Annotated in this window: 22 protein-coding genes; 5 read left to right on the forward strand and 17 right to left on the reverse strand. The window is 33.5% G+C overall.

From position 1 onward, the window contains the following. Positions 1-60: 60 nt before the first annotated feature. Together GGR32_RS01365 and GGR32_RS01370 are read right to left on the reverse strand one after the other, a co-directional pair. The gene (locus tag GGR32_RS01365; protein ID WP_183475647.1) at positions 61-1,020 is read right to left on the reverse strand and encodes a glycosyltransferase family 2 protein; all 960 of its coding nucleotides are present in this window, start codon (positions 1,018-1,020) and stop codon (positions 61-63) included. 16 nt (positions 1,021-1,036) lie between these two features. Then, positions 1,037-1,558 (reverse strand): DUF4199 domain-containing protein, encoded by a 522-nt coding sequence (locus GGR32_RS01370; RefSeq protein WP_183475648.1) that lies wholly within the window; start codon positions 1,556-1,558, stop codon positions 1,037-1,039. A gap of 152 nt (positions 1,559-1,710) precedes the next feature. Here GGR32_RS01370 and GGR32_RS01375 point away from each other — a divergent pair, with 152 nt between their 5' ends. Further along, the gene (locus GGR32_RS01375) at positions 1,711-1,962 is read left to right on the forward strand and encodes a type B 50S ribosomal protein L31 (RefSeq protein WP_183475649.1); all 252 of its coding nucleotides are present in this window, start codon (positions 1,711-1,713) and stop codon (positions 1,960-1,962) included. Positions 1,963-2,099: 137 nt separating this feature from the next. Then, positions 2,100-2,942, forward strand: a complete 843-nt coding sequence (locus GGR32_RS01380) for a DUF2911 domain-containing protein (protein WP_183475650.1) — start codon at positions 2,100-2,102, stop codon at positions 2,940-2,942. 98 nt (positions 2,943-3,040) lie between these two features. On the opposite strand, the gene GGR32_RS01385 is transcribed toward GGR32_RS01380, so the two are convergent. From GGR32_RS01385 to GGR32_RS01410, 6 genes are all read right to left on the reverse strand, one after another. Beyond that, a complete protein-coding gene (locus tag GGR32_RS01385) occupies positions 3,041-4,720 on the reverse strand; it encodes a sodium:solute symporter family protein (protein WP_183475651.1) in 1,680 nt (559 codons plus the stop codon). 106 nt (positions 4,721-4,826) lie between these two features. Next, complete coding sequence (locus GGR32_RS01390; RefSeq protein WP_183475652.1) at positions 4,827-7,331, reverse strand: PIG-L family deacetylase; 2,505 nt, start codon at positions 7,329-7,331, stop codon at positions 4,827-4,829. Between the two features lie 90 nt (positions 7,332-7,421). Continuing rightward, on the reverse strand, positions 7,422-7,961 hold the full coding sequence (locus GGR32_RS01395) for a mechanosensitive ion channel domain-containing protein (RefSeq protein WP_183475653.1): 540 nt from the start codon (positions 7,959-7,961) through the stop codon (positions 7,422-7,424). A 4-nt stretch (positions 7,962-7,965) separates the two neighbouring features. Then, positions 7,966-8,541, reverse strand: coding sequence for a Maf family nucleotide pyrophosphatase (locus GGR32_RS01400; RefSeq protein ID WP_183475654.1), 576 nt, complete (start codon positions 8,539-8,541; stop codon positions 7,966-7,968). A 13-nt stretch (positions 8,542-8,554) separates the two neighbouring features. Then, positions 8,555-9,055, reverse strand: a complete 501-nt coding sequence (locus GGR32_RS01405) for a KdsC family phosphatase (protein WP_183475655.1) — start codon at positions 9,053-9,055, stop codon at positions 8,555-8,557. Then, a complete protein-coding gene (locus GGR32_RS01410) occupies positions 9,048-9,797 on the reverse strand; it encodes a Rossmann-like and DUF2520 domain-containing protein (protein ID WP_183475656.1) in 750 nt (249 codons plus the stop codon). Before GGR32_RS01410 ends, GGR32_RS01405 begins: the two co-directional genes overlap by 8 nt. A gap of 165 nt (positions 9,798-9,962) precedes the next feature. Here GGR32_RS01410 and GGR32_RS01415 point away from each other — a divergent pair, with 165 nt between their 5' ends. Continuing rightward, positions 9,963-13,181: a cytochrome c biogenesis protein gene (locus GGR32_RS01415; RefSeq protein WP_246415149.1), complete on the forward strand. Its 3,219-nt coding sequence runs from the start codon at positions 9,963-9,965 to the stop codon at positions 13,179-13,181. A gap of 46 nt (positions 13,182-13,227) precedes the next feature. On the opposite strand, the gene GGR32_RS01420 is transcribed toward GGR32_RS01415, so the two are convergent. The 9 genes from GGR32_RS01420 to GGR32_RS01460 all read right to left on the reverse strand — a co-directional run bounded on the left by GGR32_RS01420 (position 13,228) and on the right by GGR32_RS01460 (position 21,739). After that, positions 13,228-14,262, reverse strand: a complete 1,035-nt coding sequence (locus GGR32_RS01420) for a glycosyltransferase family 9 protein (RefSeq protein WP_183475657.1) — start codon at positions 14,260-14,262, stop codon at positions 13,228-13,230. 706 nt (positions 14,263-14,968) lie between these two features. Further along, entirely contained in the window at positions 14,969-15,874 is a 906-nt protein-coding gene (locus GGR32_RS01425; protein WP_183475658.1) for a mechanosensitive ion channel family protein, read from the reverse strand. 5 nt (positions 15,875-15,879) lie between these two features. Further along, complete coding sequence (locus tag GGR32_RS01430) at positions 15,880-16,350, reverse strand: Dps family protein (protein ID WP_183475659.1); 471 nt, start codon at positions 16,348-16,350, stop codon at positions 15,880-15,882. Between the two features lie 104 nt (positions 16,351-16,454). Next, positions 16,455-16,760, reverse strand: coding sequence for a phosphoribosylpyrophosphate synthetase (locus GGR32_RS01435; protein WP_183475660.1), 306 nt, complete (start codon positions 16,758-16,760; stop codon positions 16,455-16,457). 155 nt (positions 16,761-16,915) lie between these two features. After that, a complete protein-coding gene (gene dnaN / locus GGR32_RS01440) occupies positions 16,916-18,034 on the reverse strand; it encodes a DNA polymerase III subunit beta (protein WP_183475661.1) in 1,119 nt (372 codons plus the stop codon). A 162-nt stretch (positions 18,035-18,196) separates the two neighbouring features. After that, positions 18,197-19,870 (reverse strand): gliding motility-associated ABC transporter substrate-binding protein GldG, encoded by a 1,674-nt coding sequence (gene gldG, locus GGR32_RS01445; RefSeq protein WP_183475662.1) that lies wholly within the window; start codon positions 19,868-19,870, stop codon positions 18,197-18,199. An 11-nt stretch (positions 19,871-19,881) separates the two neighbouring features. Next, positions 19,882-20,607 (reverse strand): gliding motility-associated ABC transporter permease subunit GldF, encoded by a 726-nt coding sequence (gene gldF / locus GGR32_RS01450; protein ID WP_183475663.1) that lies wholly within the window; start codon positions 20,605-20,607, stop codon positions 19,882-19,884. 2 nt (positions 20,608-20,609) lie between these two features. Beyond that, a complete protein-coding gene (locus GGR32_RS01455; RefSeq protein WP_183475664.1) occupies positions 20,610-20,906 on the reverse strand; it encodes a putative quinol monooxygenase in 297 nt (98 codons plus the stop codon). A 2-nt stretch (positions 20,907-20,908) separates the two neighbouring features. Next, positions 20,909-21,739, reverse strand: a complete 831-nt coding sequence (locus tag GGR32_RS01460; RefSeq protein ID WP_183475665.1) for an SAM hydrolase/SAM-dependent halogenase family protein — start codon at positions 21,737-21,739, stop codon at positions 20,909-20,911. A gap of 99 nt (positions 21,740-21,838) precedes the next feature. Between GGR32_RS01460 and GGR32_RS01465 the strand changes: the two genes are divergently transcribed. Both GGR32_RS01465 and GGR32_RS01470 read left to right on the forward strand, forming a co-directional pair. Beyond that, entirely contained in the window at positions 21,839-22,795 is a 957-nt protein-coding gene (locus GGR32_RS01465) for a PhoH family protein (RefSeq protein ID WP_183475666.1), read from the forward strand. A gap of 6 nt (positions 22,796-22,801) precedes the next feature. Then, the gene (locus GGR32_RS01470) at positions 22,802-23,752 is read left to right on the forward strand and encodes a phosphoribosylaminoimidazolesuccinocarboxamide synthase (RefSeq protein WP_183475667.1); all 951 of its coding nucleotides are present in this window, start codon (positions 22,802-22,804) and stop codon (positions 23,750-23,752) included. The last annotated feature ends 64 nt before the right edge of the window (positions 23,753-23,816 follow it).

Genomic DNA, 23,816 nt, shown 5'->3' on the forward strand with positions numbered 1-23,816 from the left:
AATATTAGTTATCTAAATGATAAAAATAATAGTACAAATTTAAGCGGAAAGGCTTATAAGTTAATTAAGGTTTAGCGTTTTATTAATATAATATCGCTTTTCGTTTTGTTGGTTTCGTAAGATAAGCTCTCCCAGAAAACCAGTAAGAAAAAACATGGTTCCCATCACCATAATAGTTAAGGCAATGTAAAACCAAGGGTTTTGCGTTACTAAAATATCAGGGATGTTTTTCCATAATTTATAGAGTTTACTGCTTCCTACTCCTAAAGCGATAAAGAAACCGAGTACAAACATAAGTACACCCCACGCGCCAAATAGGTGCATTGGACGTTTCCCAAAGCGAGATAGAAACCAAATGGTAATTAAGTCTAGAAACCCATTTATAAAGCGTTCTGCACCAAACTTTGTTGTACCGTATTTTCGGGCTTGATGTTGTACTACTTTTTCTCCAATTTTTCTAAAGCCTGCATTTTTTGCTAAAACGGGAATGTAACGATGCATTTCTCCGTAGACTTCAATGTTTTTTACCACTTCTTTTTTATAAGCTTTGAGTCCGCAATTAAAATCGTGTAAATGCAAACCCGAAGTTTTTCTAGCAGCAGCATTAAAAACTTTAGAGGGGATGTTTTTGGTAAGTACATCGTCATACCTTTTTTTCTTCCAACCAGAAACTAAATCGTATCCTTCCGCTGTAATTAAGGAATATAAGGCAGGGATTTCTTCAGGATTGTCTTGTAAATCGGCATCCATGGTAATAACTACGTCGCCTTTAGTTTTTTTAAAACCTGCGTGTAAGGCTTGGCTTTTGCCGTAATTTTGTATAAAACGAATGGCTTTTATGCGGGAATCGGTTTCTGAAAGCTCTTCTATAATTTCCCAAGAATCGTCTGTGCTGCCATCATCGATAAAAATAATTTCATAGGTAAAATTATTGACCTCCATTACCTTGGTAATCCAAGAATAAAGTTCTGGTATAGATTTTTCTTCGTTTAATAAAGGTATAACAACAGAAAGCTGCATTGGCAATGGTTTAAAACTAATTGTTGGGCTTTTCTTTTTTTAAGGCTAATCCTACAACTAACGATATTATAAATCCAAAAAATAAATTTTGTAACAAAGTTATGGTGCCCATAAAAAACGGCGAAGTTAGTAATTTTGTAAATTCTAAGGCATTTTCTTTATCTACTTCTGATAAATTTTGCTTTTCCATTTGTGCCAAACTGTCTTCAAGAATTGCGGTTTGATATCCTGCATCTACAAAACTATAATGAAAAAAAGCATAAATAGCCGATAATAACCCGCCTATTACCGCTACAGCAAGACCTACTTTTAAGGTTTCTTGCATAGATAAATAACCTTTGTTTTTTTGTTTGAAAAGCTGGATAGCATAGCCGAAAATTAAAACATAACTAAGTATATTTACCAAACTAATAGACCAATGTTGTTGTTTTATCTCAAAAGAGTAAATAAACACAAGCAACGCCATACTGTAAATAGCTAAAATACCACCAAAAGAATAAGCAATACTTTTTAGTGGAGTGGGTTTTTGGGGTTCCATAATAACAATCTTTATAAACGAACACAATATCGCTAAAAAATACGTTTTAGCAGTATAAAAAGTAAAAATATTTAATAATAGTTTGCTCGTTAAATAAAAAAGAGTAAATTTGCAGCCTGTAAAAGTTAACGCAGAATTAAAGACTTAAGAAGATGAAACAAGGAATTCACCCTGAAAACTATAGACTTGTAGCTTTTAAAGATATGTCTAACGAAGATGTTTTTTTAACAAAATCTACAATTAATACAAAAGAAACTATCGAAATCGATGGGACAGAGTATCCATTGGTGAAATTAGAAATTTCTAGAACTTCGCATCCTTTTTATACAGGGAAAAAGAAGCTTATCGATTCTGCTGGACGTATCGACAAGTTTAAAAACAAATACGCTAAATTTAAAAAATAATTTAGTTGCTTACTATATAAGCTAAAGCCTCTACATTTCGTAGAGGCTTTTCCTGTTGTAAAAAAGTAAAGCTTTTTTGGAGGTGTTGCGAAAATAATTTATTTTAGGAGCTCTTTTAAACCTAAAATTTAAATCTGATGAAAAAAATATTTTTATTTCTATTTTTAACCACCTCTGTTACTTACGCACAATTAGAAACACCAGCATCTAGCCCTAAAAGTGCTATTAAACAAATAATAGGACTTACGGAAGTGAATATAGAGTATTCTCGTCCATCTACACAAGGAAGAGAAGTTTGGGACGGATTGGTTCCCTACGGAAAACATTGGCGTACTGGAGCAAATGAAAATACTGTAATTACCTTTAAAGATGATGTGCTTATTGGCGGAGAAAAATTAGCCGCAGGAGAATATGCAATTTATACAATTCCAAACAAAGCTAATTGGGAGGTTATTTTTTATAAAAAAGCAAACAATTGGGGGCTTCCGCAGCCTTGGGATGAAAATTTGGTAGCTTTAAGTACAGGAGTACGTGCAGAGAAATTACCTTTTCCTACAGAAACATTTACCATTACAATTAATAACCTAACACATAATACCGCTGACATTGCGTTTATGTGGAGTGATGTTATGGCGGTTTTACCTATAGAAGTACCTACCGAAGAAAAAACAATGCACAACATAAAGGAGGTAATGAGCAAAAATCCTACTGCAGGAGATTATTATAAAGCAGCAAGCTATTTCTTAGAAGAAGGAAAAGATATGGAACAGGCTTATGATTGGCTGCTTAAAGCAACCAAAAATGAAAAAAAGACACCTTTTTACTTTTTACGAAAAAGAGCACTTGTAGAAGCAGAGCTAGGATTAAAGGAAAAAGCTATAAAAACGGCAAAACTATCTTTAGAGAAAGCTAAAAAAGCAGGTAGCGACGATTATGTGCGTTTAAATGAAGCTTCCTTAAAAGAATGGGGAGCATTATAAAGTAATATAAGTACTTTAAATAAAAAAAGGTTTTCTTACAGATGTTAAGAAAACCTTTTTTATACTTCAGTAAGTATAAATAAAACATAATAATCGAATTATTTTTGTTTACCAATTTCTGTAACTTGTAATAAAACAGCTAATGCCATTACAAGTAGGCAACCTACCAAATTAAGCCATAAATAAGGCATCCAGTCATGCCACCAAATAAAAATAACAAGTATTTGTGTAATAATAGCCGCGATAAACGTGGCTTTGCTTTTTACATATTTTATAAAAAACGCAAGCAGGAAAATACCCAACACGTTTCCGTAAAAAATAGATCCAATAATGTTTACTAATTGGATAAGGTTATCAAATAAATTAGCTGTACATGCAATGCTAATGGCTAAAACTCCCCAAAGAAGTGTAAAAAGTTTAGAAGCCTTTACATAATGCTTTTCCGATTTATTAGGTGCGTTACGTTTATATAAATCTATAACCGTAGTTGATGCCAGTGCATTTAATTCTGAAGCGGTAGAGGACATGGCTGCCGATAAAATAACTGCAAGGAGCAATCCTATTAAGCCTTTAGGCAAGTTGTTTAAAATAAAATGTATAAAAACATAATCTTTATCGTTGGTTTCTATATCAGGGTTAACCGTTGTAATTAAACGATTAGCTTCTGCTCTTAAGTTATTTTCTTTATGGGTTAATTGCTCAATTTTTTCTTTAAGTATTTTTTTATCGGCTGTTGTTTTTGCTTGGGTATAGGCTATGTTTATGCTGGATTTTTCTTTATTGTTTTGATTTAACGAATGTTGCAGGCTTTTATATTCTTCCGCGTAAGCAGAATTTTCAACCGCATTTAGTGCTGCAGGGTTAAAATTGATAGGAGAGGAGTTGAACTGATAAAAAACAAAAACCATTACACCAACCAGGAGAATAAAAAATTGCATTGGCACCTTTAAGAGTCCGTTAAAAAGCAAGCCCAACTGACTCTCTTTAAGGGATTTTCCAGACAAATACCGTTGTACCTGACTTTGGTCGGTGCCAAAATAAGAGAGGGCCAAAAAAGTACCGCCAATAAGACCGCTCCAAACCGTATAACGGTTTTCAAAATCAAAAGAAAAATCAAGTATTTGCATTTTATCGTTAGCTCCAGCTATGCTAAGTGCGTTGCTGAAATTAATTTCTTCTGGCAAATAGCTAAGAATGATAAAAAATGCTGTAAACATTCCTATAAAAATTATTGCCATTTGTTGTTTCTGGGTAATGCTTACCGCTTTTGTTCCGCCAGAAACAGTATAAATAATTACCAAAACGCCAATAATTAAATTTAAGGTTACCAAATCCCAACCTAAGACTGCCGAAAGAACAATAGCGGGAGCAAAAATGGTAATACCCGCCGCTAGTCCTCGTTGAATTAAAAAGAGAATAGCGGTAAGTGTACGTGTTTTTAAATCGAAACGAGTTTCTAAATACTCGTAAGCGGTATATACATTGAGTTTATGGTAAATAGGCAAAAAAACTAAGCAAATTATTACCATGGCAATAGGGAGCCCTAAGTAAAACTGCACAAACCCCATTCCGCTATGAAAAGCTTGCCCAGGTGTAGATAAAAAGGTAATGGCGCTGGCTTGTGTAGCCATAACAGACAACCCAATTGTCCACCATTTTGCAGAGCTTCCTCCTTTAAGGTAATCGTTTACATTTTGTTGGTTTCGGGTTTTTAAATATCCGTAAATAACAATAAAACTAAGCGTAGCAATAAGGATAATAAAATCTAACGTATGCATATTATTTTATTGATAATAGTTAGTAATAAGGTAGAATGCCAAAAAATAAAAAGCATTTGCTAGAAGTACTAGGCTGTATATTTTTTTCCACTTATATTTAGTAGGTTTACTCATGTTTTGGTAATGATATAAGGTTAACAAACAAACGATAAGCCCCAGAAACTCCTGCGGGAAGCTCTCTAAAAAAACTAAGCCCGGTGTAGATGTAGTTTCCTTTTCCGTAAGGAGCAATAAGTAAGCTTCCTTTTTTTGCAGATTCTCCAGCATCACTCATGGATAAAATAGGTGTAAAAGCTTTTTTATCCCAGTGTTTAGGAAAATACAATCCGCGTTCTTGTACCCAACCCGAAAAATCTTGCGGTGTTATTTTGTTAGGGGAATTAAGTACAGGATGTTTGGGAGCTAGAAACTTTACTTTTGCATTTTCATCGGTAACCCTATCTCTAGATAATTCTAAACGAAAAGGAGCGAGTTGCTCGGTTATTAAATCTTTATTAGTGTTGTATTGTACAATAAGATTTCCACCGTTTTTCACGTAGTCAAATAGTGTTTCTTGTGTGTATTTTAAAGCTTTTCGCGTATTGTAAGCCCTAATACCAAGTATAATGGCTTGGTATTGTTTTAGTTTTTTGGAGCTTAGATTTTCTGACGATAAGATATCAACATGATAACCTATCTGTGTTAAGCTTTCAGGAATAAGATCTCCTGCTCCCATAATATAGCCTATGTCTGTGCCTTTTTTTTCTAAAGGCAGGTTAATTACTTTAGCTTGGTTTGGAATGCTTATAATTTGGTTAGGAATGTGTTTGTAGGGAAGTTTATAGAGTTTTTTAGTATACTTACTTTCTTTGGTAATAAATTCGGCTATAAGAGGTGCTTCTGTGCTGTTATCTGTTGGTTTTATGCTAAAGCTAAATGTTTTTTCTTCTCCATTTTTAGTTAATTCTACAGGAAGTTCTGGTGGACTTACTATCCAAGATGCAGGTAGGCTAAGTTTTAGTTTGCCTTTAATGCTATCGGTATAGGTTTTTACTTTTACAGTTAGTGTTTTTGGGGTTTTATTCTCGAATAATAAAAAGTTGCTTAAAATTTCTACCGAAGCTTTAGGGACAATTGCTAGCGGTTGGTAAATTTCTCCTTCTACGGGAGAAGTGTATTTGTATTCTATCGCTTTGTTGAGTTGTATTGTTTCATCTAAAATACCAATGCTAAATGTACTTGTTAATGGAGTAGGGGTACGTGGCTTTCCAATTAATTTTTTATTGCTTACACGATACATACCTGTTGTATTTTCTTCTGTTAGCCAATATGGAGAGGTGTAATTTATGCTTGCAGGTACTTTAAAACGCTCGGTATAAACTTTGGGTTGGTTGTGAGCTAGTTTTTGGTGAGCAGTGTTTTTTACAATTTTATTTTGGTTTATTGTAATGTTTTTTAGGGTTACAGGAATGTTATTTCGGCTTATAATTTTATGTTGGATACTAATTTCTTGATTTGGATTGGCGTAAGGAATAGTGGTGGTGCTTTCGGCAAATACTCCAGCACAAGCCAATATTATTACATCGATTTCTTTTTGTTTTATAGTTCTCCAATGGGCGTTTTCTACCTTAGCAATAAGCTTTCGGATTTTAATGAGCTCGGGAATACTTTTTTCGGGTTGGGTGAAGTTGAACTTTTCGATGACTTGGGTGATAAGCTCACCTATTTTTTTACCTCCTTTTACTCGTGTCCAACTGGTGTTAATTCCTTCAAAAATATCGTTATTCTTAGGTTTTTCTCCTTTTATAATTTCTAAATATTCTAAACTTTCTCCTCGATTTGGACTATTTCCGAAGCCTTGCGATTTGTGTTGACTTCTGCTTAACGAAGCTATTTCTGTGTTTGATTTTCCTAAAATAGCAGAATAAATACCAGCATCTACCGCAAGCATATCCGATTTATTTGCGGCGTCAAATTTTTCTTGACTCCCGTAAAACCACCATGAGGTATTAAAAAACAAACGTTGGGATTGCCATGTATCATATTCTTCAACTTGTTCAGGAAATATGTTTTTATCAGCCGCTGCCGAGAATCCTTTTACACTTAATTGGGCAGAAGCAGTATGATGCCCATGAGTAATGCCTTCTTTGCGATGGTCAAACCGATTAATAATCACGTCGGGTTTAAACTGTCTGATTGTTTTTACAACATCTTCAAAAACTTTATTTTCCTCCCAGATATTAAAAGTTTCCTTTGGGTGTTTTGAGTAACCAAAATCATTAGCTCTGCTAAAGTATTGCTGGCCGCCATCAATGGTTCTTGCTGCCATTAGCTCTTCGGTTCTAATTACCCCTAGAAGCTCTCTGAGCTCTGGGCCAATTAAATTTTGCCCACCGTCACCTCGGGTAAGCGAAAGGTATGCTGTTTGCGCATGTTTATAATTAGCATAATAGGAGATGAGTTTTGTGTTTTCGTCATCTGGGTGCGCAGCGATGTATAATACAGAGCCTAAAAAGTTTAATTTTTTTAACTTCTGATAGATTTCGGCACTTGTTAAGCTTGTGGTGTTTTGTGCTTGTAGAATGAAACAAAAACATAAGGAAAATAGGAGAAGAATACTATTTTTCTTCATATATCAATATAATTTAAGCAGTTGTGGTTTGCTCAAATATACTAAAATAATGTAGAGTCTAATTTTTTTAACAGTTTAGCATTAGTTTTGTTATAAATTGCTGACTCCATCATCCATAACGGCATCTTTTTCTACAAGCGAAACGGGTTTTTGTAGTATTAAGTTATTAGGGTAGGTAATTAGTTCACCTTCTGTGGTTCTTAGGTGTAATTGAAAAGCTTTTATATCTTCTATAATAGCTTCTATGGGGAAATCTTTATCATGAATTTTTATTTTATCGCCTATTTTATAAGGAAAAGAAAAAAACATAATTACTCCAGAAGTTACATTGCTAAGAATAGACCAAATTGCAAATAAGCCTATTCCTATAACAGTAAAAACCGAAGAGAAAATTAAAACAATTTGATTTACATTGGCTCCCCAAACCATAGCAATAATAAAAACAGCCACCATAATAAATAAAGCATTAATATAACGCATAACTAAATGTATTCTAGCTATGTTTATCGAGGCTTTATTTCCTGCTTTTGTAGTAAAACTTTTTAAAAGGCTTTGGAAGATAAACAAGAGTACTAAAGCTATAAATGTAATTAGTAACTCTTGTTGGTATGTTTTTAAAAAATTAAGCATGTTGTTAAAATGTTTTAAGTGCTTGATATAATAGGTGTATTGGCATGCCCATCACGGTATAAAAAGAACCTTCTATTTTATGGATTCCTATTTGCCCAATCCATTCTTGAATCCCGTAAGCACCTGCTTTATCAAAAGGTTGATAGTTAGAAATGTAATATGCTATTTCGGTTGCTGTTAAAGGGTTGAAATATACTTGAGTACAATCGCTTAATACGATGGTTTTCTGATTAGATTTTAAGCAAATAGCCGAAATAACCTCATGTTTATTGCCAGATAAAGCGGCTAACATCTGTTTAGCTTCATTATCAGACTTGGGTTTACCTAAAACATTTCCTTGCTGAACAACAATGGTGTCGCCCGTAATTACTATTTGATTGTTGTTGAGCGTATATGCATCTGCCTTAAGTTTTGCTAAGTATTCGGCAATAGCTTTCCCCGATAAATCATTAGGGAAAACTTCTTCTACCTCTTGTTGTTTTACTTTAAAAGTTAAACCTAAATCGGTAAGTATCTGTTTTCTTCTAGGGGAAGTAGAACCTAAAATAAACTCGTATTTTTTAGAAATTTCTGTTAACATAAACACTTAGGGATTACCATTTTCCTTGCACTTTAAGTACTTGCTCGATAAGGTCTCTTACGCAGCCTTCTCCGCCATTTTTATGAGAAATATAAGCCGATATGGCTTTTACCTCTGGGGCTGCATCTTGTGGGCATGTTGGCAAGGCTACCATTTTCATAGGGTGAATATCTGGCATATCGTCGCCCATATAAGCTGTATGTGCTTTATCGATATTATAAACGTCTAAAAATTCATCTAAACAAGCTACCTTGTCGCTTATTCCTAGATAAATATCGGTAACGCCTAAATTGCGAAGTCTTACCCTAACGCCTTCATTTTTTCCGCCAGAAATAATACAAACCGTATAGCCTTCGTTAAGGGCTTTTTTTAGTGCATAACCATCTTTAATATTCATGCTTCTTAATAATTCTCCTTCTGAGGTTATCAAGATGTTTCCGTTTGTAAAAACACCGTCCACATCAAAAATAAAGGTGTTAATGTCGTTTAATATTTCTTTATAATTTCTACTCATTTGTTGCTTGTATTGATTGGGTGAGCAAGGTATAAATTTCTTTATAGATAGGCTTATTTAATTGTGATAAATGCTGCCGAATTGTTTCTTCATCATGGCGTATTGCAGGGCCTGTTTGTACTTTTTTAGGCGCGTTAAGGCTTGCTTTCTTTGTGGTCTCTTCCATTAAGGCGTATAATACCTCGAAAGGGACGTTGTTTTCTGCGCATAGTTCGTTGCCTATGGCATATAAATGGTTAACAAAATTACATACAAAAACAGCCGAGAGGTGTAACGATTTTCGTTGTGAACTAGATATCGGAAATACTTTATCGCTAATGGCATGAGCCAATTCTTCAAGAATTTTATAATCCGCTTGCGTATCGGCTTCAAGGCACATAGGAATCGATGTAAAATCTACTTCGGTATGTTTAGAAAATGTTTGAAGCGGATAAAAAACACCATTTCTGTTAGCTATAGTCTGTAAAGGTAAGCTTCCTGAAGTGTGTACAATAAACTGGTTTGGGATGTTAATTTTTTCTATCAAATTGGTTATCGCATCATCTTTTACCGCAATGATAAAAACATCAGCAGGAGTAAGCGCATCTATGTTTGTAGTGGTATTGTACTCTTTTTTATAAGGAAGCAAGTTTGCTTCTCTACGGGTGTAAATCTGATTTATCTTTATATTCTCAGCATTTCGAAATACTTTTATTAAGTGGCTGGCTACGTTTCCTGTACCTAAGATGCTTAAATTTATCATGAATAAAATTTCTGTAAAAATAAGGATTAATTATTACTTATAAATTTAACAAAAAAGAGAAATCCAGCGTTTAAAACTTTAAATATTTAACTTTTTTTAGTTCTTAAATAGGCTATAATCTTCATTCTAAATCCTTAAATTTGCGACAATTTAAATTCTTCGGAAATGATTCAAAAAAAAATTGCTAATTTTCTTTTCTCTACTCGTTTAATGGCTGTTTTATATGTGGTTTTTGCTTTATCTATGGCAATTGCTACGTTTGTAGAGAACTCTTACACTACAGCAACAGCTAAAGCGTGGATTTATAACTCATGGTGGTTTGAGCTTATTTTAGTGCTTTTTGTTATTAATTTTATAGGAAATATTCAACGCTACCGTTTATGGAGAAGAGAAAAATGGTCTGTGCTTATATTTCACCTATCCTTCATACTTATTATTTTGGGCGCAGGGGTAACCAGATACATTAGCTACGAAGGCATTATGCCTATTCGAGAAGGCGAAGTAGCCAATACAATGATGTCTGAAAAAACTTATCTTACCACTTATATTGATGGAGAAATGAACGGGCAACCTACGCGTAGAGCGCAAGAGCATCCTTTAGGCTTAGCTCCGTTACTGGATAACCATAAAACCATAAAAACCGATTTTGATGGAAACCCAATTACTTTTGAAGTTATAGAATATATAAATGGAGCAAAAGAAGGATTGGTAGCAGATGAAAATGGTAAAAATTACCTAAAACTAGTAGAAGCTAGTGGTGGCGATAGGCACGAACATTTTTTAGAAGAAGGGAAAGTGAGCAGTATCCATAACGTACTCTTTGCTTTAAATGAACCTACCGATGGCGCTATAAATATATTGGTTGATGAAGAAGGAAACTACCAGCTAAAAACTCCTTTTGCAGGAGATTATATGCGTATGGCAGACCAACATAAAGGTAATGTAAGTAAAGATAGTATACAGCCTCTTATGTTACGCTCATTGTATAATATGGCAGGAATGCAATTTGTGTTTCCAGACCCTATTATAAAAGGAAAATACGCACTGGTAGAAGCTCCAGAAAATAAGAAAACAGGACCAGACGGAGTTCGTCTTCAGGTTAGGGCAGGAGGAGAGCAAGAAGAAGTACAACTTTTAGGAGCGAAAGGAATGATAGAAGACTTTAAACAAATAAACCTAGGCGGATACGAAATATATATACGCTATGGTAGTAAAGAATTTAAATTACCTTTTGCCTTAAAACTTAACGATTTTATTGCAGAGAAACACCCAGGAACAGAATATAACCCAACCCCAAGTTATGCTTCTTTTAAAAGTAAAGTAGAACTGATTGATGAAGGAAAATCTGTACCTAAAGAAATTTACATGAATCACGTTTTAGACCATAAAGGTTATCGTTTTTTTCAAGCATCTTTTCATCCAGATGAAAAAGGTACTATCCTTTCGGTAAATCACGACTGGTGGGGAACATGGATAACTTATACTGGTTATAGTTTATTATATTTAGGAATGATTTGGATGTTTTTTGGAAAAGGAACACGCTTTGGAACCTTACGAAAACAACTGAAAAAAATTACCGATAAAAAAACAAGCTTAGGGATAATACTCGCTTTAATTGGTTTAAGTGTAAACGCACAGGAAGAAGCCACTTCTGGAACAATAAATAACCAACAACACACCGAGGAACATTACTCGCACACTCCAATAGATAAAAAAGTTTTCCAGAAAACCTATGTCGATTCTGTAATTAAAGCAAATGCAATAACGCAAGCACATGCCGATAAATTTGGAGAATTAGTTATCCAAGATATTGGAGGACGTATGAAGCCTGCAAACACATATTCATCACAATTATTACGTAAATTAAGTAAAAGTGATAATTATGAAGGATTAGATGGTGACCAAGTACTTTTCTCGATGCTAGAAAACCCTATGCTTTGGTATAATGTACCTATTATTCATCTAGAAGCACAAAATGATAGTATTCACCATGTACTAGGAATAAAAGAAGGAGAAAAACATGTGGCATTAACTCATTTTTTTAACGAAAGAGGAGAGTATAAACTTGCCCCTTTTCTAGAAGAAGCTTACCGCGCAGAGGTACCCGATAAATTTCAGAAAGATTATAAACGAGCAGATCAATTAGTTAACTTGCTTTACAATACCTTAGAAGGTAAAATATTTAAAGTTTTCCCTGTTCCTCACAATGAGCATAATAAGTGGATATCTTATCCTGAAATTTCTGAATTTAAAGATGCTTTTACAGGACAGGATTCCTTGTATATCTATAAAGCATTGCCTTTGTATATGCAATCGGTACGTATTGCAAAATCAACAGGAAATTACCAACAAGCAGAAGATTTACTGCAAAGTATAAAAGGTTTTCAGAAAAAATATGGAGCTGATATTTTACCATCAGATCAAAAAATTCAGGCAGAAATCCTGTACAATAAATATGATATTTTTAAAAAACTATATCAGTATTATTTATTGTTTGGAGCCTTAATGTTAACTTTTGTAATTATAAGAATTTTCAAAAATAATAAAGCAATAAGGCTAGGTGTGAGCACTTTTAAGGGGCTTATCGGAATATCGTTTATATTACATACCTTAGGGCTTATTGCACGCTGGTATATTTCTGGACACGCACCCTGGAGTGATGCTTACGAGAGTATGATTTACGTAGCTTGGGCAACGGTATTGTTTGGAATTATTTTTGGGAGGAAAAGTAACTTAACATACGCCTCTACTGCTTTTGTAGCTGCTATTGTTTTGTTTTTTGCACATCAAAACTGGTTAGACCCAGCAATTGCAAATTTGGCTCCTGTACTGGATTCATATTGGTTAATAATACACGTGGCTATTATTGTGGCAAGTTATGGTCCTTTTATACTAAGTTTTATTTTAGGAATTTTAGCCCTTTTATTAATGATTTTTACAACTGCTAAAAACAAAAAGAAACTAGAAGTTAATATAAAAGAAATAACTGTGATTACAGAAATGGCAATAGCAGTAGGCTTGGTAATGCTTACCATTGGTAACTTTTTAGGTGGGCAATGGGCAAACGAGAGTTGGGGGCGTTATTGGAGTTGGGATCCAAAAGAAACCTGGGCATTAATTAGCATCATGGTATATGCTTTTGTTTTACACATGCGCTTAGTGCCAGGATTAAGAGGGTTATTTGCTTTTAACTGGGCAACGGTGTTTGCTTTATCATCTATTATGATGACGTATTTTGGAGTAAACTTTTACCTAACAGGACTGCATTCTTACGCAAGTGGAGATCAGATAATAAGTTATCAATTTATCGTAATAGCACTTGGTTTGTGGATTACGTTAGGAATTCTTGCCTATATGAAATTCAAAAAATACTATAAAAAATAATTTTAAAAAAAGAAGCCGTCTCAATAGTCAAAATTGGGACGGTTTTTTATAGCCACTGCTTATCTGCTATATGTTTTATAAGTTTATTGTTAGAAAATTTATTAATATCAATTGCAAACTTATTCTCGCCGTAGGGAGCATAGATTTTTGGATTAGTAGCACCGTTAAAAAGACCCACAGTAGGTGTATTTGTAGCGGAGGCAAGATGCATAATTCCGCAGTCGGCACTTAGATAAAGGTTGCAGTTTTCAATTACAGCAGTTATTTCTCTTAAATCTTTACTGTAAAAATGTGAATATTTAAAATTTACTTGCGAGGTGTTTTCTTTAGGAAGAATTTCTAGGATATTGGTATTAGGAAAGGTTTTTTCCAGTAGTGCTGTAAAATTATTCCACCAAACTTCCGGTAATTTTTTATCTCCTGTAGCATTAGTGAAAATAGCAATAACTGGGAGGTTGTTTTTAAAATAAGAAAGGATAATTTGTCTGCCTTTATTAATTTCTTTATCGGTTAGTTTTAAATCTATTTTAGGGTAAGCCTTAGAGATGTTTAATTGATTTTTGTGTAGAAAAAAACGAAGGTTATCAATAGGCTTATGAGCCATGTGTATAGACTGTATAGGATACTCTCCATTATTAAATATTTTAAACTTACTTCTAGATAATTTCAGGAAAATTTTTCCAGAATTAGATTTTGCTTCGCCTGCTATGGCAAGTGTATATTTGGTAGAAATAATTTTATAGGAAACACCGATATAATTCCCAAAATTTTTAAAAGGCTTTTTAGGTAGATTGTAGATGTAATTTACGTTAGGGTAATTAGCGTATAAAATATCAGAGATACCGCCATTTACTACTAAATCTACCTTTGCATGAGGGAACTCAAGATTTAATATTTGAATTAAAGGAGATAACAATAACTGATTGCCAAGCCTGTGATTAGGTCTAACTATCAATATACGTGTTACTTTATTTGGGCTGATGGAAGAAAGCTCTTTTAAGTTCTTGGAGTTTTTAAAAGATGCAGTAAGCGATTTAAATAATTTTCGCTTTAAAGGATTAAGCTTTTTAAAAAGTTGCATTAAGTGTAATTTGGTTAGCTTTTCTTACTAAAATGGTATTTTAGGCAGTAAAACTAGACAATAATTGTTTTAAAACCTTAAATAGTTATGTTTTATTATAGTTACCATTATTTAATCGATTATAGACTGAGAAAATATCTGCAAAACATTTTTATTGACGATCAAGCCTGTAGAAAGGAACGGATTATAAATACAAGAACAAAGTAACAAAATAACATAAGAAGAATAAAGCCCTATTTTTAGGGCTACAATCACAGTTTAACTATTCAAAAGTTGGGTTGTATTGGTTTGGCTGAATAGCATATAGTTGAATATAAACAAAAGTAGAGCATAGATTTACAAACGGTTTTTTACAAAGCCTAAAGTTTTTCACGATACTCTATAATTAACCATTAAAACTTATACTGCCTTCTTGTTTTTGCACCAAAAGTTATATATATGAAGTTAACACTTCAACACAAATCGTCACATCTGTTAGGGCGTTGGCTATAATTTAGAAATGATTTGTATTTGATGTAAGACAGCTCAGCACCCAAATAGGTACGGAGTTTGTCTCTCAACTATTTATATTCACGAAGTCCTATAGTAAAATAACAACGTACTGGTCTAGCATATAGTGGTTTAATAATGATACATTATTGTTTGAGCTATTCGACCAAACTAATGTAACTGAATTTATAATAATAAAATCTTGTTAAAATTTTATTTAATTATTTTTATGTTCTACCTGAATAGTTTCTGCCCTAAATTTATTTTTATCAAAGTCTAATGTACGTATAGGGAAAGGTATGTTTATATCATGCTCATTATAGGCTTTTCTAATGGCTTTTATTGCTTGGTGTTTAGCCATAAGCTCGTCTGATTTGTTTACTGCATTGACCCAAAACCTAACCACATAGTTAATAGCGCTGTCTCCAAATTCGGTATAGGCAAAGTCGATATATTCACCACGCCTTGTTTTAAAATTATTCCGGATGGTGGTAAGGGTTAATTCTTCCACAAAATCTAAATTAGATTCATAGCCTACACCACAATTAAGCATGATACGAGTTCTTTTTGTTCTAGAATAATTTTTAAATGTACCTTCTGCTATTTTAGAATTAGGGATAACAACAAAATTATTATCAGCTTCTTTAATAACAATATTACGTAGGTTTACTTCTAAAACTTCTCCAGAATAACCATTGGTTTCTATCCAATCACGTAGTTGCACTTCAGGTATAAAGCTCAATACAATGCCAGAAAAGGTGTTGTTTAAAGTTCCTTGTAAAGCTAGACCTATTGCTAAACTTCCTACACCAGCGGTGGCTAATAGTGTGGTTAAGAATTTATCTAAATGAAGTACAGATAAAGCAATAAAAATACCTATGGTAATTACAATAAATTTTATAATACGCGAGATTATGTTTCTTACTGATTGTTGTAAATCCCGCTTTAGGAGTATTCTTAATGTTAATTTAGCGATATATTTGGCTAGGAAAATAAAAGCGGTTAAGATGATAATGGCAACAATTAAACTGGGTAGAAAACCAGCAAAGTCTTCTACCCAGTCTGAGGTTGTAGCCCAAAGTTTTTCTATATACCTTTCTAAACTTAATTTAGCTTCTTGCATATAGGTTATTTCTTAGTTGCCCACGCGTTTAACATCCAGCTTGTTTTCTCTAATTCTCTTATGTAAGCACCTACCAAATCTATTGTTCCTTCATCATCACTATCATCAGCAGCTTCTACAACTTCACGCATTTGTTGCAATAGGCTAGCGTGATCTTTAAGCAAATCTTCAATCATTTCAACATCGGTTAATTCGGAAGTAGATTCTTCTAGGTTAGACATTTTTAGGTAGTCTGATATGTTACTAACTGGATGGTGACGGAGTGTAAGAATTCGTTCAGCTATTTCATCTATTTTGAGTTTAGCGTCGTTGTACATTTCTTCAAATTTTTCATGAAGGTAGAAGAAACTTTGCCCTTTAATATTCCAATGAAAATTTCTTAACTTTTGGTAGTATAAATGGTAATCGGCTAGTAATATGTTTAATTGGCCTACAGTTGTGTTTGTTTTTTCTTTGTCTAAATTTAAGTATCCCATGATAGTTTTTGTTTATTATTTTTTTAATTTCTATTCAAAAATACAATTATCAAGTTGCTTAACAAAGTGATTCCTTGTATTTGTTATAAGTTTAACAAATGGTTTTACTTTTTTCTATGTAATTTATCTATGAGCTGTTTTGAAATTTGTCCGCCCGAGATTCCATAACCATCTACTAAAACTCCTTTTAGGTTGGTACTAGTGGTTACAGCAAAAAGTATAGCATTGTCATCAGGGTTACTCATGCCTTCAAACCTGTATATTTTATCAATTTCAAATTCATCTGGCATAAATTTACAGGCTTCTAGATTGCTTTCTATACAGTCTTCTAGGAGATTAAAATCCTCGGTATAGCCTTCTTTTTTTAGGGCGTTGATGGCTTCTGATAAGGTGTCAAAATCACTATTCATAACTCAAAATATTTTTCTATTAAATTAATTAAATATGTAAACAAATACAAGTATTATTGTTTTTTTAATAGAAAATTAACCCTAAAATTGGTTTGAAACAAAAAAAGCAGCCTATCCAATAGGCTGCTTTTTATATTATTTGGTATTATGCTGTATTAGCTATTAAGCATTACGGGCATAACAAGCATGGTTATGCTTTCGCCTTCGTCTAGCCCGTCTTTAGGAGTTAAAATTCCTGCACGGTTAGGAAGGCTCATTTCTAGCTGTATATCTTCTGTATTTAAATTGTTAAGCATTTCTACTAAAAAGCGCGAGTTAAATCCAATTTGCATATCATCTCCTTGGTAATCACAAGTTAAACGCTCTTCAGCTTTATTGCTGTAATCTACATCTTCTGCAGAGATGTTTAATTCTGCTCCTGCAATTTTAAGTTTTACCTGGTGTGTAGTTTTGTTAGAGAAGATAGAAACCCTTTTTACAGAGCTTAAGAATTGATTTCTTTCAATGCTTAATACATTAGGGTTTTCTTTTGGGATAACGGCTTCATAGTTAGGGTATTTTCCGTCTATAAGTCTACAGATTAATTCTGTGTTATCAAAAGTAAACTTGGCATTGGTGTCGTTATATTCTATAGCTACTTCACTGTCGCTATTTGCTAGTATTCCTTTAAGTAAGTTTAAAGGTTTTTTAGGCATAATAAATTCTGCCGTTTGTGAAGCTTGGATATCTTCTCTTTTATACTTTACTAGTTTATGAGCATCGGTAGCTACAAAAGTTAGGCTATCTGTCGTGAATTGGAAAAATACACCGCTCATTACCGGGCGTAAATCATCGTTTCCTGAGGCAAAGATAGTTTTGCTAATTGCAGTTGCTAAAACTTCTGCCGGAACAATAGTTTTACTAGGGTCTTCAAGTTCTACAGGGTTAGGAAATTCATTTCCATCGGCATAGGCTAAAGCATATTTACCATGGCTAGAGCTTAACTCGATACTGTTATTGCCGTCTGCAATAAAGGTAAGGGGTTGCTCGGGAAAGGTTTTTAAGGTGTCTAGTAATAGTTTTGCAGGTATTGCAATGCTTCCTTCTGCTTCAGACTCTATTTCTAGTGTAGAAGTAATGGTGGTTTCCAAATCGGAAGCTGAAACTTTTAGCTCGTTTTGGTTGATTTCAAAAAGGAAGTTATCTAGTACTTGAAGTGTGTTATTATTGTTAATAACGCCACCTAAAATTTGTAATTGCTTTAGTAAGTATGAACTCGATACTATAAATTTCATAATGTCAGTGTTGTAGTTTTACTCGATTTACAAATATATCTTTTTACAGTTTTATTTAATGCTTAAAGGTACAAATTTTATTAACATAAAAGCTTTTCAAGGTATTGAAAATGAGTAGTGTGTTTTTTTATGTGAATAAAAATGTAAAATAATGGCTGTCCATTACTTTTTTATAAATTGATTTTTTCTTATCAACACAAAAATAAAACCGAATATTCCTAAGCAAATTAGAGGAATCCCTATGTTTAGCCATTGCCATAAGCTTTTGTTGTTTTCTACTTTTTGTGTGTCGAGAAATGCTAATTGAACATTTTTAGATCTTAAGGTTAAAAGCCCATCATCATCTAGCATGTAATTTACAGCATTAATCAAAAAGTTTTTATTACCATAGGTAGTCGCTGTATAAGGATCGTAACCTAGGCTCATGGGTTTCCCATTTTTCATTTCATTTTTAATAATATCTCCATCACTAACTACCAAAACTTTTGTAGGTGTGCTAGTATCTTTATGAGAAGTTAGGGTGGTAGGTTTTATTCTGTTTTGGTAAACAGATTTAAATGTTCCTTCTAATAAAACAGCTAAGGGAACACTTGCTTGGTTATAAATTTCGGGGTTAGGAGGAGTATTAATTATAGCTAAAGAAACCTCGGCAGGCGTACCTATAAGCTTAGTGTTTTCTGAACTCGTTAACAATATGGTTTTACTGATATTGTTTCTTAGTGTATCTATAGGCGAGGCAAAATCAAATTTTACGGCTTCTATATTTTTAACAATAGGATGCGATGCGTTAGAAAAAGCTAATGGCGCATAAACCCATGGGTACGGATTAAATCTTGTTTGGTCTCCCTGCCCATTTGCCAATACAATAGGAGCCGAAATAACATCGGTAACTAAGCTTGGGTTAATGCGAACACCGTATTGAAAGAAAAAATCGGTAAGGTTTAAATCTCTAGGAAAAGTGAGCATACGTTGATGCTCGCTCGTAAATAGGCTATCTTTTTCTGCCATTACATTGTCTAGTAACCAAATTGCTTTTCCACCATTCATCAGGTATTGGTCGAGTACGTATTTTTCTTTTTCGGTATAACGATGTGTTGGTTTTGCTTCTAAAATTAAATCGTATTGACTTAATTGCTGAAGTGTTTTTTGAGGATTGTTAGCAACAGAATCTAGTGTAAAAGGAGCTATAAAATAGTGTTTTTTTAGCTCGGTAAGAAAATCGGCTAATTGTGCATCGGCTAATTCTCCATTCCCTCGCATAATGGCAATTTTTTTGGAGCGTTTGCTGGTTAAACGTTTAAAAGCATCAGAAAATACGTATTCTAATTGTTGTATAGAAGCATTTATAATATCTTCGTTTGTATCGCCTATTTTCCGATGTAATAATTTAACAGGTATAGCTTGTTTGCTGTTGCTTGCCATTGCCCAAGGAAACATAATGCTTTCCGATATTTTTCCGTTTTCGTTAACGTTAATTGTTTCGGGTATCATGCCTGCCTTGTAAAATTGCTCTGCTACGCTTTGTGCATCTATATTTTCGGCTAAAGGGTTTATGAAACTAAATTTTATAAGCGGATTTTGAGCTGCGTATTCTTCTAGTAAGTAACGTGTTTCGTTTTGTAAGCGTTTATATTCAGAAGGGAAGTCTCCTTTTAGAAAAACTTCAATTAAAATAGGTTCTTCTACACTAGTGAGTATATGTTGTGAAGTTTCTGCTAAACTAAAGCGTTGATTACTGGTAACATCAACTCGTTTAAAGAAGAAAGTTGCTAGTATATTGATGCAAACAACAATAATTATAGGAAGGAGAAGTTTAGAAAATCGATTATCTTTCATACTGCTCATTATTAATTTTTCTTATTTAAATTAAACTGCGTTAAGCTTAGAAATAATGCTGTTACGCTAATAAAATAAACAATATCTCGCGTATCGATTACGCCTCTGCTAATGCTTTTGTAATGAAACGCTATACCTAAATATTCTAGCGCATAAATATCGGAATTTAAAATAGCATCGGTTAGCCCACTAAAACCAAAATAACTAATAAAGCAAAGAAAAGCTCCTGTCATAAAAGCTATAATTTGACTATTGGTAAGGCTTGAAGCAAAAATACCCATAGCGGTATAAATACTTATTAAAAAAAATAAACCAATATAGGAACCTAATATTTCTCCTGTATCAAAATTACCTGGAGTTTTGCCTAAGTAATAAATACAAACAACATAGATAAGCGTGGGCAATAAGGCTAAAACACTTAACAGTAAAGCTCCAAAAAACTTTCCAAGCACCAATTGCCATGTATTAATGGGTAATGTTTGGAGTAACTCTAAAGTACCTTGTTTTTTTTCTTCAGAAAAACTTTTCATGCAAATTGCAGGGATAAGGAATATAAATACCCATGGCGCTAAACTAAAAAAGGGTAGTAAGCTAGCATAACCTTGGTCAAAAATATTATATCCACTATCTAAAAACCATAGAAATAAGGCGTTTAAAATCAAGAAAATAGCAATGACTACATAACCTATTGCTGATGAGAAAAAGGCGTTAATTTCTTTATATAAAATAGCTCTCATAATTATTTTAAACTGGCTAATTTGTTTACACTCCAGGCTTCTGGGCTAGCAGCAAATTTTGCTTTTGTTGCTGGCCATACTTCTTTAAATAGGGGAGATTTTCTATAGGTGTTTAAGGCAGTTTCGTCTTCCCAATAGCTGTAGGTAAAAAAAACATTTTCTTGATGCATGTCTTGGTATAATTCTAAAAAAAGGCAGCCCTCAAAGTTTCTTATCTTTTCTTTAGAGGCGTTAAAAAGTGCTTTAAAATTAGCTATTTCGGTAAACTCAAATGTTAGTTTTACAATTCGTACAAGCATGTTTAGTTAAATTTTATAGTTACAGTGTCAGAAAGTCCTAAGCCAAAAAGGCTAGCTGCACCACCTACTGTTTTAGGGTTGCTTTTGTAAATAGCTAACTCTAAATAAGAAGCGGTGTTAAAGAGGGCAATTTTTTTTCCGCTTTCGTTTAGGTTGCTATTTTCGGTATCAAATTTAATAACTTCACTATAACTTGCTACTATTTTTGTAAATTTATTAGAGCGAGCATCTATAATAAATGTTTGTCCTTTTCCTATCTGGTTAAATAGTTTTTTACTTACATTGGTAACAAGATTTCCATAATTATCAATATAAATAATGTGAGCAATTATTTTTTGTTCCTGCTCATATATAATAGGTTTATGGGCTTTTAGTTTTTCGAGAGAAATTACATTTTTACCAATTACATCTAAGCTTCCTCCTCTGGCAATATGGCAAGCTACTTTCACAAAAGTATCTAGGGTAGGGAAACTTGGATTTTTGTTTTCTTGAATATTAATTTCTACGATTTTATCGGGATTTATTTCAGATGCTACAAGTGATAAAACACCATTATTAGCACAAATAAAGTAATGCCCATCCATAAAAAGGGCAATTTGTTTTTTATTATAAGTTTGCTCGGTATCTACGCTAATGATATGAATACTTCCTTTTGGAAAGCTTTTATAAGCATTTTTAATAACATAAGCCGCCTCCATAATATGGAAAGGAGAAATGTCGTGAGAGATATCAACAATATTAGCGTTAGGGAGTTCACACAAGATAGTACCTTTAACCATTGCTGTTGAAGGATCTTTATAACCAAAATCTGAGGTTAGAGTGATAATTGCCATGTTTAAATAATGTTAATACTTTAAAGAGATAAGCTCGTAATTTTTAATTAAATTTGTTGTGCGAATTTAGTTAATATACCTTAATAAACACACTAGCTTTTGAACGAACTTATCATAGAATTATCAGAAATTAGTCCTCGAGAGTTTTTTGGGCATCATAATGCTAATATCGAGTTGCTAAAAAAATACTTCCCGCAATTAAAACTGGTAGCACGAGGAAACCGTATAAAAGCCTTTGGCGATGAAGAGCATTTAGAGGAATTTGATAAGCGGTTAAATATGCTTTTAGAGCATTTTAGTAAATATAATAAGCTAGACGAGAATATTATAGAACGTATTCTTACCAGTGAAAAAAAAGAAGATTATGAAACTTCTGCCAAGCATAACGATGTTTTGGTACACGGGGTGGGCGGTAGACTTATAAAACCACAAACAGCCAACCAGCGCAAATTGGTAGATTTTATTGCTAAAAACGATATGGTTTTTGCCGTAGGTCCTGCAGGAACAGGAAAAACCTATACAGGAGTAGCTATGGCGGTTAAAGCCTTAAAAGAAAAAGAGGTAAAACGAATTATTTTAACCAGACCAGCAGTAGAAGCAGGAGAAAATTTAGGTTTCCTGCCTGGAGATTTAAAAGAAAAGTTAGACCCCTACATGCAACCTTTGTACGATGCTCTTCGTGATATGATACCTCACGAAAAATTAGAAGCTTATATCGAACGAGGAGTGATACAAATAGCCCCTATGGCTTTTATGCGCGGTCGTACTCTAGATAATGCTTTTGTGATACTCGATGAAGCACAAAATACCACCCACGCTCAGATGAAAATGTTTCTTACCCGTATGGGGAAAAACGCAAAATTTATGATAACCGGAGATCCTGGACAAATAGATTTGCCCCCAAGAGCAATTTCAGGATTAAAAGAAGCCTTGTTGGTGCTTAAAAACGTAAAAGGAATCGGGATGATTTTCTTAGACGATAAAGATGTAATTAGGCATAAATTAGTAAAAAAAGTAATAGCAGCTTATGCTGCCCTTGATAACCCAGAATCTTAATAATACATGAATACCCTTACCAAAACACAATTCAAATTCCCTAATCAAACCACAGTCTACAAAGGCAAAGTTAGAGATGTATATACATTAGAAAACAACAAAATTATAATGATAGCCACCGATAGGCTTAGTGCTTTTGATGTGGTAATGCCTAAAGGAATTCCTTATAAAGGTCAAATTCTTAATCAGATTGCAACTAAAATGATGCAAGATACACAGGACATCGTGCCTAATTGGTTAGAGGCAACTCCAGACCCTAATGTAGCTTATGGAGAAAGCTGTGAACCTTTTAAAGTAGAAATGGTAATTAGAGGCTATCTAGCAGGGCATGCCGCAAGAGAATATAAAGCTGGAAAACGAGAGCTTTGTGGCGTAAAACTTCCTGAAGGACTTAAGGAGAATGATAAACTACCTTCACCTATTATAACCCCAGCAACAAAAGCAGAACAAGGCGATCATGATGAAGATATCGCTAAAGAAGATATCTTAAAAAAAGGGATTGTAAGTAAAGAAGATTATGAGGTGTTGGAAAAATACACCTATTTATTGTTCGAACGAGGTACAAAATTAGCACAAGAAAGAGGCTTGATACTGGTAGATACAAAGTATGAATTTGGGAAAACCGCCAACGGTAAAATAGTACTTATCGATGAGATTCACACCCCAGATTCTTCTCGTTATTTTTACGCAGATACCTACGAGGAATTACAGCAAAACAACGAGCCTCAAAAGCAACTTTCTAAAGAGTTTGTTCGTCAGTGGTTAATCGAGAATAATTTTCAAGGTAAAGAAGGGCAAACCTTACCAGAAATGACCGATGAATATGTAAATACGGTTTCAGAGCGCTATATAGAATTATACGAGAAAATTACAGGCGAAAAATTTATAAAGGCTCCCTTAGAGAATATAGAAAAACGTATCAACGATAATATAGCAGCGTTTTTAAAAACACAATAAAATTTATTCTCTTAAAAATGAAATAAGGCTAACATGATAACGGCGAGTGTACATTCTCGTATTA

The organism is Mesonia hippocampi, from assembly GCF_014197445.1.
Classification (GTDB): Bacteria; Bacteroidota; Bacteroidia; order Flavobacteriales; family Flavobacteriaceae; genus Mesonia; species Mesonia hippocampi.